Annotated in this window: 12 protein-coding genes; 6 read left to right on the forward strand and 6 right to left on the reverse strand. The window is 71.8% G+C overall.

Features of this window, described 5'->3' with window-relative positions; all coding sequences use genetic code 11:
* Window positions 1–291: 291 nt before the first annotated feature.
* On the forward strand, window positions 292–945 hold the full coding sequence (locus ACIO9J_RS29635; RefSeq protein ID WP_402006154.1) for a TetR/AcrR family transcriptional regulator: 654 nt from the start codon (window positions 292–294) through the stop codon (window positions 943–945).
* An 81-nt stretch (window positions 946–1,026) separates the two neighbouring features.
* Window positions 1,027–2,556, forward strand: coding sequence for an MFS transporter (locus ACIO9J_RS29640; RefSeq protein ID WP_402006157.1), 1,530 nt, complete (start codon window positions 1,027–1,029; stop codon window positions 2,554–2,556).
* Window positions 2,557–2,658: 102 nt separating this feature from the next.
* On the opposite strand, the gene ACIO9J_RS29645 is transcribed toward ACIO9J_RS29640, so the two are convergent.
* The gene (locus tag ACIO9J_RS29645) at window positions 2,659–3,174 is read right to left on the reverse strand and encodes a MarR family winged helix-turn-helix transcriptional regulator (protein ID WP_402006160.1); all 516 of its coding nucleotides are present in this window, start codon (window positions 3,172–3,174) and stop codon (window positions 2,659–2,661) included.
* Between the two features lie 144 nt (window positions 3,175–3,318).
* Here ACIO9J_RS29645 and ACIO9J_RS29650 point away from each other — a divergent pair, with 144 nt between their 5' ends.
* Window positions 3,319–4,089: a dioxygenase gene (locus tag ACIO9J_RS29650; RefSeq protein ID WP_402006163.1), complete on the forward strand. Its 771-nt coding sequence runs from the start codon at window positions 3,319–3,321 to the stop codon at window positions 4,087–4,089.
* A 66-nt stretch (window positions 4,090–4,155) separates the two neighbouring features.
* Here ACIO9J_RS29650 and ACIO9J_RS29655 read toward each other — a convergent pair whose 3' ends face one another.
* Both ACIO9J_RS29655 and ACIO9J_RS29660 read right to left on the reverse strand, forming a co-directional pair.
* Window positions 4,156–5,187 (reverse strand): questin oxidase family protein, encoded by a 1,032-nt coding sequence (locus tag ACIO9J_RS29655; protein WP_402006166.1) that lies wholly within the window; start codon window positions 5,185–5,187, stop codon window positions 4,156–4,158.
* Between the two features lie 48 nt (window positions 5,188–5,235).
* Window positions 5,236–5,784 (reverse strand): GNAT family N-acetyltransferase, encoded by a 549-nt coding sequence (locus ACIO9J_RS29660; protein WP_402006169.1) that lies wholly within the window; start codon window positions 5,782–5,784, stop codon window positions 5,236–5,238.
* Between the two features lie 184 nt (window positions 5,785–5,968).
* On the opposite strand from ACIO9J_RS29660, the gene ACIO9J_RS29665 reads away from it, so the two are divergent.
* The gene (locus ACIO9J_RS29665) at window positions 5,969–6,967 is read left to right on the forward strand and encodes an RNA polymerase sigma factor RpoD/SigA (protein ID WP_402006172.1); all 999 of its coding nucleotides are present in this window, start codon (window positions 5,969–5,971) and stop codon (window positions 6,965–6,967) included.
* A 553-nt stretch (window positions 6,968–7,520) separates the two neighbouring features.
* Here ACIO9J_RS29665 and ACIO9J_RS29670 read toward each other — a convergent pair.
* Entirely contained in the window at window positions 7,521–8,564 is a 1,044-nt protein-coding gene (locus tag ACIO9J_RS29670) for a helix-turn-helix transcriptional regulator (RefSeq protein ID WP_402006175.1), read from the reverse strand.
* On the reverse strand, window positions 8,561–8,758 hold the full coding sequence (locus tag ACIO9J_RS29675; RefSeq protein ID WP_402006178.1) for a hypothetical protein: 198 nt from the start codon (window positions 8,756–8,758) through the stop codon (window positions 8,561–8,563). Before ACIO9J_RS29675 ends, ACIO9J_RS29670 begins: the two co-directional genes overlap by 4 nt.
* A gap of 106 nt (window positions 8,759–8,864) precedes the next feature.
* Here ACIO9J_RS29675 and ACIO9J_RS29680 point away from each other — a divergent pair, with 106 nt between their 5' ends.
* On the forward strand, window positions 8,865–10,400 hold the full coding sequence (locus tag ACIO9J_RS29680) for an MFS transporter (protein WP_402006181.1): 1,536 nt from the start codon (window positions 8,865–8,867) through the stop codon (window positions 10,398–10,400).
* Window positions 10,401–10,522: 122 nt separating this feature from the next.
* Here the strand turns inward: ACIO9J_RS29680 and ACIO9J_RS29685 are convergent, their stop codons facing one another.
* On the reverse strand, window positions 10,523–11,776 hold the full coding sequence (locus ACIO9J_RS29685) for an ABC transporter substrate-binding protein (RefSeq protein WP_402006184.1): 1,254 nt from the start codon (window positions 11,774–11,776) through the stop codon (window positions 10,523–10,525).
* 137 nt (window positions 11,777–11,913) lie between these two features.
* Here ACIO9J_RS29685 and ACIO9J_RS29690 point away from each other — a divergent pair, with 137 nt between their 5' ends.
* A complete protein-coding gene (locus ACIO9J_RS29690) occupies window positions 11,914–12,528 on the forward strand; it encodes a TetR family transcriptional regulator (RefSeq protein ID WP_402006187.1) in 615 nt (204 codons plus the stop codon).
* Window positions 12,529–12,549 lie beyond the last annotated feature (21 nt).

Here is a 12,549-nt window from a genome sequence, read left to right on the forward strand (position 1 = left end):
TCCACTCCGCGGCAGCCGGCCGTCCTGGCTGCACCCTGTTCGATCACCCTGTGCCGGGGGGTGCGCGGGCGCTCGCTGAGTGCGACCGATCGTGGGTTTCTGCGCGAATCGACTGTGACCCAGGTCACAGGAATTGGGATGGGGGACCGGAAATATCCGGGGACTGTCTCCCCGTTTAGATCTGTGTTCGCAGAAAACGGGGAGACAGTCCCCGCATCGCGAGGAGACACTCTCCGCAGTGCCGAACACATAGAGCCAGTGACCCGACAGACAACGACCCGAGGAGCAGCCGTGGAAGCCGCCACCGCACCGCAGCGCCGAGTCCCCCGCCCGCGGGCGGACGCCTTGCGCAACCGGGAGCGGATCGTCGTCGCCGCGCGCGAGATGTTCGTCGAGCACGGGGCCGACGTCCCGCTCGACGAGGTCGCGCGCCGTGCGGGCGTCGGCAACGCCACGGTCTACCGGCACTTCGCCGACCGCGAGGAGCTGGCGCGCCAGGTCGTCCTTTCGGTGACCGACCGCCTCGTGGCGCAGGTCGACCGGGCCCTGGCCGCGGTCGACGCGGGCGAGGACGCGTTCGGGACGCTGCGCACCTTCGTGCACGCCGCGGCCGACGAGCGGATCGGCGCCCTGTGCCCGATCCTCTCCGTCGGCTTCGACCCGCACCACCCCGATCTGCTCGACGCCAGGGAGCGCCTCGAGGGGTCCGTCGAGGACCTCATGGGACGCGCCCGCGAGGCGGGACAGCTGCGCACCGACATCGCCGTCGGTGACCTGATGGTGGCCATCTCCCAGCTGGGCCGGCCGCTGCCGGGCACGGCCTGCCCGGACATGGACGGCTTCGTCCACCGTCATCTTCAGCTGTTCCTCGACGGTCTGATGGCGCCCGCCCGCTCGGAGCTTCCGGGCGCGGCGGCGACCTTGGAGGCGCTCCGGCAGCACTGACCTTCCGCAGTACCGGCAGGACCCTCCGCAGAGCTTCTTACTCCGTTTTTTCGCACTCCGTACCGCTAGGTGGCTACCTCCATGTCTGAAACAGCCCTCAAGCCCGATTCAGGGCCTGACTCCAACCGCTGGAAAGCGCTGATCTTCATCGCGCTCGCCCAGCTGATGGTCGTCCTCGACGCCACCATCGTGAACATCGCGCTGCCCTCGGCCCAGCAGGACCTCGGCATATCCGACGGCAACCGCCAGTGGGTCATCACGGCCTACGCGCTCGCCTTCGGCGGACTGCTGCTCTTCGGTGGCCGCATCGCCGACCTGTGGGGCCGCAAGCGCACCTTCGTGACCGGCCTGATCGGCTTCGCCGCGGCCTCCGCGCTGGGCGGCGCCGCGACCGGCGAGGCCATGATGCTCGGTGCCCGCGCGCTCCAGGGCGTGTTCGGCGCGCTGCTCGCGCCCGCCGCGCTCTCGCTGCTCGCGGTGATGTTCACCGACGCCAAGGAGCGCGCCAAGGCGTTCGGCATCTACGGCGCGATCGCCGGTGGCGGCGGCGCCGTGGGCCTGATCCTCGGCGGCTTCCTCACCGAGTACCTGAACTGGCGCTGGACCTTCTTCGTCAACATCCCGTTCGCGGTGGTCGCCGCCCTCGGCGCGTACTTCGTCATCCGTGAGCCGGCCGGCGGCCGCAACCGCTCGCCGCTCGACATCCCCGGCGTGGTCCTCTCCACCCTGGGTCTGGTCGCGCTCGTCTACGGCTTCACCCGCGCCGAGTCCGCCGGCTGGTCGGACAGCGTGACGGTCACGATGTTCGTCGCGTCCGCCGTGCTGCTCGCCGCGTTCGTCCTCACCGAGGCCAAGGTCAAGTCGCCGCTGCTCCCGCTGCGCGTCCTGACCGAGCGCAACCGCGGCGGCGTCTACATGTCGCTCGGCCTCGCGGTCATCGCGATGTTCGGCCTGTTCCTGTTCCTCACGTACTACCTTCAGATCGTCAAGGGCTACTCGCCGGTCAAGACCGGCTTCGCCTTCCTGCCGATGATCGTCGGCATGATCACGGGCTCCACGCAGATCGGCGCCCGCCTGATGACCCGCGTCCCGCCGCGGCTCCTGATGGCCCCGGGCTTCCTGCTCGCCGCCCTCGGAATGCTGCTCCTGACGCAGCTGGAGATCGGCAGCTCGTACGCCGGTCTGATCATGCCCGCGCAGCTGATGCTGGGCCTCGGCATGGGTACGGCGTTCATGCCCGCCATGTCCCTGGCCACGCACGGCGTCGAGGCCCGTGACGCGGGTGTCGCCTCCGCGATGGTCAACACCTCGCAGCAGGTCGGCGGCGCCATCGGCACGGCCCTCCTGAACACCATCGCCGCTTCGGCGACCACCGCGTACCTCACGGACCACGCGTCCCTGGGCGCCACCAACCCGAAGCTCCTCCAGGCGCAGGCCATGGTCGAGGGCTACACCAGCGCGATCTGGTGGGCGGTCGGCATCCTGACGGTCTCCGCGCTGATCGCGGCGACGCTCATCAACACGGGTGCGCAGGGCGGCACTTCGGCCTCCGCCGGTTCGTCGGACGACGGTGTGGAGGACGAGCTGAAGGTGCCGGTGATGGCTCACTGACGTGACGGCGTAGGCGCCTCTTCAGGGGCGCGGGGAACTGCGCGCTCAGCCCGAGCGGGCCGCGGTTCCCGAACCCGCCCACCACAGCGGAGCGTTCCCCGCCTAACGGAGCCAGGGGAGGTCCGCCCCGGCCTCCTTCGGCTGAAGTCCCTCGGCGACGATCGTCATGATCTCGCCGAGGGACTTCTGCTGTTCCGGGGTGAGCCGGTCGAAGAGCGCCTGGCGGACCGCGCTGACGTGCCCGGGGGCGGTCCTGCTCAGTACGTCGAAGCCGTCGTCCGTGAGGATCGCGAGCTGCCCGCGCTTGTCCGAAGGACAGTCCTCGCGCCGCACCCAGCCGCTCTTCTCCAGGCGCGCGATCGCGTGCGAGAGCCGGGAGCGGGTGATCTTCATGTTCTTGGCCAGCTCGGTCATCCGCAGCCGCCGCCGGGGGGCGTCGGACAACTGGACCAATAGGCCGTAGTACATGTGCGGCATGCCCGCGTCGCGCTGGAGCTGGCGATCGAGGTGGTCGTCGAGGAGAGTGGTCGCCTGAAGGTAGACCCGCCAAACGCGCTGTTCGTCGCCGTCCAGCCAGCGCGGCTCGGCGGCCGGGGGCGGAGTGGGTGCCGTATCCATGTACTCCACTGTACGAGGCCCTTTCTTGAATCTTGAACAAACCACACGTACGCTGGGACCGTAGAGCTTGAGAGTTCAAGTATCCAGTGCTTCGTAGGGCGTATTTCCTCTACGAGATCTCGGCCGTCCTCCTGGAGGTGCGCGATGACCCGCATGCCCGCCCTGTACCTCAGCCACGGCGCCCCGCCGCTCGCCGACGACCCCGTCTGGCCCGGCGAACTCGCCGCCTGGTCGGCCGAGCTGCCGCGCCCCCGGGCGATCCTCATGGTCTCCGCCCACTGGGAGGAGGCCCCGCTCGCGCTCGGCGCCACCGAGACGCTGCCCCTCGTGTACGACTTCTGGGGCTTCCCCGAGCACTACTACGAGGTGACGTACGCGGCCCCCGGCGCACCCGAACTCGCCGCCTCCGTACGCGCGTTGCTGCACGCCCCCGGCACGCCCGTGCAGGACGTGCCGGACCGGGGCCTCGACCACGGGGCGTACGTCCCGCTGGTGGAGATGTACCCGGACGCCGACATCCCCGTGCTCCAGATCTCCCTGCCGACCCTCGACCCGCGCCGCCTCATGGACATCGGCCGCAAGCTGGCGCCGCTGCGCGACGAGGGCGTGCTGATCGTCGGCAGCGGCTTCTTCACGCACAACCTGGCCGCGCTGCGCCAGGGCGGCATCCCCGGCTGGTCCGCGGAGTTCGACGCGTGGGGCCACGAGGCCCTGGAGGCGGGCGACGTGGACGCGCTCCTCGACTTCGGCCACAAGTCCCCGGCGGGCCAGCTGGCCCACCCGCGCACCGAGCACTTCGCCCCGCTCTTCGTGACGCTCGGCGCGGCGGACGCGGCGGGGGACCTGGGCGGCCAGCGGAGCGTGATCGACGGGTTCTGGATGGGGCTCGCGAAGAGGTCGGTGCAGTTCGGCTGAGGGGCGCCCCTCAGGGGCGCGGGGAACTGCGCGCCCGGCCCCAGCGGCCCGCAGCTGAAAGAGCCCTCACCCAAGCGGCTCGCTGAGCTCGACCGCCCGCGAGGCCGCCGCCAAGGCACCCTCGTCCCCGACGTCCAACGCCGTGTCCGCGAACTTGATGACGTGCTCGTCCCCGTGCGCGAGCGCCCGCTCGAAGACCTCCTGCGCACCGAAGGTGCCCGGCGCCTCGTACGCGACGGGAGCATCCGGCGCGTACATGGCGGTGACGGCCGCGGACGCCGTCCAGGCCGCCCGCAGGCTCGGCACCCACAGGGCGCGGGGCAGGGCGGGAAGGGTCCGGAGCACGGCGTTGGGCGCCGTCGCGGCGTGCACCAGCATCGTCTCCTCGCCGTGCCCGTGCGTGGCGTACCGGTGCGTCGCCGCCCGGACCAGCTCGGTCAGCCTGCGCCGGGCCTCCTCGGGATCGTCCACCGCCACGGCCCACACCGGCAGGGCGCCGACCCGGGCGAGGCGGTCGGGGAAGCTGCCCTCGGCCCGGTCGGCGATCGGCGGCACCGCGTCCAGCGCGTCGGCCGCCCCGTCGGCGCCCGGCAGGAGCGCGAAGCCGGTGACCGTGCGGTGCCGGGCGGCCCAGTAGCCGAGGCCGTGCGCGAGCTCGGTGAGGCGCGGCTCGGTCACCCCGCCCGCTTCGAGGGTGCGGACGGCGTGCCCCACCCGGATCACCGGATGCGTCGAGCCGCCGTACATCCCCGGCAGCAGCCGCGGCCACCACTCGGCGAGCACCTCGCGCCAGGGCCGCGCCTCGTCGGAGGCCTCGGCGATACGGCGTACGAAGTAGTCGATCCAGTCGGCGGCCCTGCGCGGGTCGCCGAGCGCGCTGCGCAGGTCGGCGTCGGTGACCGGGGCGACGCGGGCCGGAAACTCCTCCAGTTTCGGGGCGTAGAGATCGAGCCACCGGTGGACCGCGCCCGGCCGCCCGCGCGCGGCGAGCGCCTCGACGGCCATCGGGGCGTGGTTGGTGAGCCGCCCGAGCCGCTCGGGCCCGCTGGTGTGCAGCCGCTGGAGGGCCTCGTCGAGGGTGCCTGTCGTGTCGGTCATGCCGGGACGGTAGGCGCCCGGCCTGCCCGTCCGTAACGGGCTGCGGCCCTAGGTCCGTGGTCCTCGGCCGAGAGGCAGCTCGTACCAGGCGACGTCCCAGTAGCGGCCGAACTTCCTGCCCACCTCCCCGTACGTCCCCACGTGCCGGAAGCCGAACCGCTCGTGCAGCCGCACCGACGCCTCGTTCGGCTGCGCCACGCCCGCGTACGCGCGGTGCAGGTCCTCGTCCGCGAGGGCCTCGAAGAGGGCCTTGTAGAGCAGGGTCCCGATGCCGCGGCCCGCCGCGTCCGGCGCGCAGTAGACACTCACTTCCACCGAGGTGGAGTAGGCGGGCCTGGGTCGGAAAGGGCTACTGGTGGCGTACCCGAGCAGCCGGCCGGGGCGGGCGGCCGAATCCCGCTCACGGGCAACCATCAGGCGGTGGGGGCCGTCTTTGAGGTGGGAGAGCAGCCAAGGGCGGCGCTCTTCCGGCAGGAAGGCGACGGTGTCGAAGGTGACGGCCGTCTCACGTACGTAGTGGTTGTAGATGTCCGTGAGGGCCTTGAGATCGGCCTCGACCCCCGGCCTGACCTGCACCTCTTCCGGTCCCGACGGCATCCGGCCTCCCCTTGTGGCGGCACAGGGTACTGCAACGTCAGGAAAAAAGATGGGCGGCTTGGGAATTCTGTCCGGATTCCAGTCGTTGTTTCCATCGGATGCAGGGCACCCGAGGGTGTGCCATCCACCACAGAGGACCCAGAAATGGGGCCGACCAGACCGCACTCATCGCAAGGGAGCACGCATGGCAACCCGTGCCGTCGCCCGTCGTAAGTCCGCCTCCGGCGAGACCGACGCGGCACGCAGTGTTCGCGCCGTAGGCGGGGAGATCGCCGACCGCGACCTGGTCGGCATGTACCTCGACGAGATCGCGCGTACGCCGCTTCTCGACGCCGCCAAGGAAGTCGAGCTGTCCCAGATCATCGAGGCGGGTGTGTACGCCCGGAAGATCCTCGACGGCGAGGTCGAGGACAGCAAGGTCACCGCGGGCCGCGAGGAGCTCGAAGCCCTCGTCGCCGACGGTGAGCGGGCCAAGGACGTCTTCATCCGCTCGAACCTCCGGCTCGTCGTCGCGGTCGCCCGCCGCTATCCGCGCAGCGGCCTGCCGCTGCTCGACCTGATCCAGGAGGGGAACGCGGGCCTGGTGCGCGCGGTCGAGAAGTTCGACTACGCCAAGGGCTTCAAGTTCTCCACGTACGCCACGTGGTGGATCCGCCAGGCCATCACGCGGTCCATAGCCGACCAGTCGCGCACCATCCGCCTCCCCGTCCACCTGGTCGAGGAGCTGGGCCGGATCCGCCGCGTCCAGCGCGAGTTCAACCGGGAGAACGGGCGGGAGCCGGAGCCCGCGGAGATCGCCGCGGAGCTGTCCTCCACGCCCGAGCGCGTGGTCGACGTCCTGGACTGGGCCCGCGACCCGGTCTCGCTCAACATGGGCGTGGACGACGACGGCGACACCCAGTTCGGCGACCTCCTCGAGGACACCTCGGCGGTCTCGCCCGAGCAGTCCGTCCTCTCGCTGCTGCGCAGCGAGGAACTGGACGGCCTGATCGGCCGCCTCGACCAGCGCACGGCCTCCATCATCAAGATGAGGTACGGCATAGAGGACGGCCGGGAGCGCACGCTGACGGAGGTCGGCAAGGAACACGGCCTCACCCGCGAGCGCATCCGCCAGATCGAGAAGCACGCGCTCCTCGAACTGAAGAAGCTGGCGAGGGACACGGGCTTCGACGCGGCGGCCTAGTCGGCCGGACTCGAACGCCCCCATGTGACCGGACCCCGGTGCCATCCCCCCCCGGCACCGGGGTCCTTCGCGCTCGGAGGGGTTTCTCTGGGGGCGTGCGGTGCGGGTCTCTCCCGCCGGGAGTCCTTCCCGCGCTGCGCGCGCCTTTCCCACCCGCCCGCCCGTTGCTCCTACCCGGAGGGTGGATGAGGGGCGGTTGCTGCTGCCCGGGGTGGTTTTCGCGCTGCGCGCGTCGTTCCCGCCCACCCACCCGTTGCTCCCACCCGGAAGGCGGGCGCGGGACGGTCGCTCCCACCCGGAGGCAGACCTGTGGTTCCCAGCGGCGCTGCTCCCCACCCCCGCAGCCCGGTGCGGAGTGTTGGGTGGGCGGGTGGGAATGATCCGCCGCGGAGCGGCGGTGCTGTCAGCCCGGGGTGGCGCCTGGAGAACGGGGGCAGGTAGGAGCGGCGGTGCTGTCACCCCGGGCCGCGCCTGTCGAACGGATCCGGTGAGGGCGGGGTGCTGTCACCCCGGGCCGCGCCTGTCGAACGGATCCGGTGAGGGCAGGGCGCTGTCACCCCGGGCCGCGCGAGTCCGGCGGATCAGGTAGGGGCGGGGAGCTGTCACCCCGGGGCGCCGCCGCCCGCCCCAGCCGCGCCGACAAGGACGACACGTGGGCGATCAGCGGCGGCGGGCCGTGGATCGTGAAGTCGCAGTCCGTGAGGGAGAGGCGGAGGGCCAGCCACTCGATGGAGTCCGTCGACGTGCCGCGAAGGCGGCACGTGGTGGCGTCCAGAGAGGTCACCGTGCCGAGCGCCCTGGGCAGCCGCGCCGCGACGAACTCCGCGGGCGCGGCGAACGTGACGTCCAGGTCGTACGACTCCTTGCGGCCGTGCCACATCGAATCGCGGATGAACTCCGCCGCGTCCCCCTTGGGGAGCTCCCGCGGCACGAACCGCGCCCCCGTCGCGAAGGGCTCGGACACCCGGTCCACCCGGAACGTGCGCCAGTCCTCCCGGTCGATGTCGTACGCCACGAGGTACCAGCGCCGCCCGGTCGAGACCAGCCGGTAGGGCTCGGCCAGGCGCCGCGACTCCGTGCCGTCGCCCGCCCGGTAGGCGAACCGGAGGCGTTCGTGGCCCGCCGCGGCCGACGCCATCACCGTCAGCGTCTCCGGCGCGATGCTCGCCCCGTCCCCGCTGGTCAGCGGCGTCGTGGCGATCTGCAGCGCGGAGACCCGGTGGCGCAGCCGGCCCGGCAGGACCTGTTCCAGTTTGGCGAGCGCCCGCACCGACGCCTCCTCGATGCCCTCCACCGCGTGCCCCGCCCCGGCCCGCAGCCCCACGGCGATCGCCACCGCCTCCTCGTCGTCGAGGACCAGCGGCGGCATCGCCTTGCCCGCGACGAGCCGGTAGCCGCCTGCCGCACCCTGGCTGGCCCGCACCGGATAGCCGAGGTCCCGCAGCCGGTCGATGTCGCGCCGCACGGTGCGCCTGCTGACCCCGAGCCGCTCGGAGAGCTCGGCGCCGGGCCACTCGCGGGGCGTCTGGAGGAGGGAGAGGAGCTGGAAGAGCCGTGCGGGCGTGTCGGTCCCCGCCGCCGTACCGTCACCCGTCATGCGCCGCCCGCCTCCGCGTCCGTCCCGTCGCCCGTCATGCGCCGCCCGCCCCCGTGCCACCCGTCGTCACGCACGCCCACGTCCGTCCCGTGCCATCCGTCCTCACGCACGCCCGCGTCCGTCCCGTGCCACCCGTCCCCGCCGACCGCCCCGCCCGAACCGCCGACCGCCCCGAACCGCCCACCGTCACGCACCGCCCACCCGCCTTCCTGCCCGTACGTACCGCCCGTCGCGTCACGCCGCCCAGGATGCCGGAGAACTAGGTCAAGCACTGTCCTATAGGGCCTCTAGCCTTGCGGCATGACTTCACCGAGCACCCTTTCCGACCCCGGAACACCGGCACCCGCCGGCGACCGGCGACGCTGGTTCGCGCTGGCCATCGTGATGACCGCCGCCTTCATGGACCTGGTCGACGTCACCATCGTCAACATCGCGATCCCGTCGATCCAGCGTGACGCCGGCGCCACCTTCAGCCAGATCCAGTGGATCACCGCGGGCTACACGCTGGCCTTCGCCGCCGGGCTCATCACGGGCGGGCGGCTCGGCGACATCCACGGCCGCAAGCGGCTGTTCCTGATAGGAATCGCCGGCTTCACCGTGGCCTCCGCGCTCTGCGGCTTCGCGGCCAACCCGGAGATGCTGGTCGCCTCGCGCATCCTCCAGGGCGCCATGGCCTCGCTGATGGTGCCGCAGGTGCTCTCGATCGTGCACGCGACGTTCCCGGCGCACGAGCGCGGCAAGGTCTTCGGCCTCTTCGGCATGATCGTCGGCCTCGGCGCGGTTTCCGGACCGCTGCTCGGCGCGCTGCTCACCGAGTGGAACATCCTCGGCCTGGAGTGGCGCCCGATCTTCCTCATCAACCTGCCGGTCGGCATCGCGGGACTCATCCTGGGACGCAAGTTCATCACCGAGTCCAAGGCGCCCAGGGCCCTCAAGCTGGACATCGTCGGCGTCGTCCTCGTCACCCTCGGCCTGCTGATGATGCTCTACCCGCTCACCCGCGGCCGGGAGCTGGGCTGGCCCGTGTGGGGTTACGTCATGATGGCCGGCGCCCTCGTCGTCTTCGGCGCCCTGGTCGCGTACGAGAGGTACAAGGCGGCCAAGGACGGCTCGCCGCTCGTGGAGCTCTCCCTGTTCAAGGTGAAGAGCTTCGCCGCGGGCATCGCCGTGCAGACCGTGTTCGGCGTGGTGATGGGCATCTTCTTCCTGGTCTGGACGCTGTACATGCAGATCGGCCTCGGCTGGTCCGCCCTGCGCGCGGGCCTGACCGGCGTGCCGTTCTCCATCGCCGTCTCGGCGGCGGCCGGCATCTCCGTGCAGCAGCTGGTGCCGCGCTTCGGCCGCAAGGTGCTCCAGGCGGGCGCCCTCGCGATGGCCGTGGGCGTCCTGCTCTACATCTGGGAGGCCGACCGGTACGGCACGGACATCGCGTCCTGGCAGATGGCGCTGCCGCTGACCGTGATGGGTATCGGCATGGGCCTGATCGTGGCCCCGCTGACGGACGCCGTCCTCTCGAACGTCCCGAAGGAGCACGCGGGTTCGGCCTCCGGGCTCATCAACACCGTGCAGCAGATGGGCACCGCGCTCGGCCTCGGCCTGGTCTCCGTGGTGTTCTTCGGAGTGATCGACGAGCGGGTCGCACCGGCCAGGATCCCCGTGGAGTTCGTGTCCGGCTTCCAGCACGCGCTGTGGTGGGTCGCGGCCGTACTGGGCGCCATCTTCGTCCTGATGTTCGCCCTCCCCGCCAAGCCGCGCCAGCACGTGGAGGGCGCCGCGGACGACACTCCCGTACGGGAGGGCGAACTGCCGTCCAAGGAGCCCGCGTTGACTCCCTGATCGCCGCAGGACGACGTCTGCCCGCGCCCATACGAGGGCGCGGGCAGACGTGCGGCTGAGGGGCGCGGGGAACTGCGCGCCCAGCCCCTGCGGCCCGCGGGGATCACTCAACCCGAAAGGCCCTAAAGCTCGGCCTGCACCGCGGCAGCGTCCAGGTCCTCCAGGACCGCCTTAGGGCTGCCGCCCACGGCAACCGCGGAGCCAATCCGCTTACGGACAGCCCCGCGTACCTCGGGCCACGACCCGAGATTCGTCGGCTGGAACTGGGCCAGCGGCATCTGGTCGATGAAGTCCCACATGGGCCGCTGCCCGGGGTCCTTGCGCAGCGCGTCGGACGCCGAGCTGGTGACGGGCAGCGCCGACTGCCCGCCGCCGTACGCCATCGCGGTCTTGCGGCCGTACAGGAAGCTCATGAACGTCCCGCACTGCTCGCGCCGCCCGTTCTGCTTGAACGCCATCAGCCAGTCGTTGAGACCGACCGGCGGCGCCGCGCCGCCGAGCTTCTTGGGGAACGCGGCGTGCGCGTAGGGGAACTTGGCCTTGTCCGCCGCGCCCATCAGGACCGGGTGCGCGATCATCATGCCGATCTTGCCGCGCAGGAACTGGGCGTACGCGTCGGTCCTCGTCAGCGCCGCCGGGTCAGGGCCCGCGAGGCCCGGTTCGACGAGGTTGTCGCGCAGCCAGGTCAGGGTGTCGATGTTGCTGGGGTTGGCGAAGTCGTAGCCGGTGAGGCCCGCGTAGCCGCCGCCGTCCGCGAGCAGCCAGGCGAGCACCTCGTCCTCGGCGGCCTCGGGGCCGAGCTGGAGGCCGTAGGGGGTCTCGATGCCGATCGCCTTCAAGGCCCGCGCGGCGTCGCGCAGTTCGGCCCAGGAGCGGGGGGCCTTGACGCGGGCCTGCTTGAAGAGGGCCTTGTTGTAGAAGAGCCGGGGCGTGCTGGCGAGGAACGGCATGCCGTACTGGACGCGGCTGACCATGCCCGCCTCCGCGTACGAGCGGATGAAATCGCCCTCGGTGCGCACGTCGAAGAGGTCGGACGCGCCGTAGAGCTTGCCGTCCTCGGCGTAGGGCGCGAAGAAGTTGGACTGCGCGATGTCCGGCGCGTCACCGTCCTTCACGCGCCGGGCGAGGGTCTGGTCGAGCTTGCCGAACGGGATGCGTTCGAGGGCGATCCTGATGTCCGGGTGGGCCTTCTCGAAGGCCTTGATGACGCTGCCCCACTGGTCGCCGATCGAGGAGCCCACGCTCTGGTCGTAGCTGGCGACCAGGAGTTTGAGAGGGGTGTCCGTCTCCGCGGAGCAGGCGCTGAGGCCGGCGGTGCCGAGCGCGGTGGCGCCGGTGAGACCGGCCGTGTGGAGAAGGAACTGCCGACGACGCACCGCTGTTTGCCACCTCTTGCTCGCACCGCGTGCGCGGATGCGCGCTGCCCGCACCGCGCCTTACGGTGGCAGATTCTGCCACACGGGCAGTATGTGACTTCAAAGCCCTGGCGTCGGGCTGGCATAACCTGCCTGACATGCCTGCACGTTCGCTGACGGAGCGACGCAAGAACGAGACCCGCCTGGACATCGCCCGCACGGCGGCGTCGCTCTTCGTCGCGGACGGGCTGCGGGCCGCCCGTGCCGAGGACATCGCCAGGGCCGCGGGCGTCGCGCCGCGCACCTTCTACCGTTACTTCGCCACCAAGGAGGAAGCGGTCGCGCCGCTCTTCGCCGCGGGCGCGCAGCAGTGGGCCGAGGCCGTGCGCCGCGCCCCGGACGGGCTCTCGGTGCCCGAGGCGCTGCGGCACGCGGTGGCGGACGCGCTCGCCGCCGGGGACACCGCGGCCGTGGAGTCCCTGGACTGGGTGCGCGCGCTGCTGCGCATGGCGGCGGAGAGCCCGGCGCTGCGCGCGGTGTGGGCGGACGCGTGCCGCGCGTCGGAGGAGACGCTGCTCGCGCTCCTGATGGAACGGGTGTCCGCCGACGCGCCCTCGCCCGAGCTGCGCCTCGCGGCCGGCGTCGCCAGCGCCGCGGTGCGGGTGGCCGTCGAGTCCTGGGCCGCGGGCGACGCCCCGGCCGCGGGCGAGGACGGGCTCGCCGCGCTCGCGACGCGCTGCCTCGGGGCGCTGGACGCCTTCCCCTGGCCGTAGGCCCCGCGCGCGCCGGGTCCA

Source organism: Streptomyces sp. NPDC087300, assembly GCF_044744425.1.
Lineage (GTDB): Bacteria > Actinomycetota > Actinomycetes > Streptomycetales > Streptomycetaceae > Streptomyces.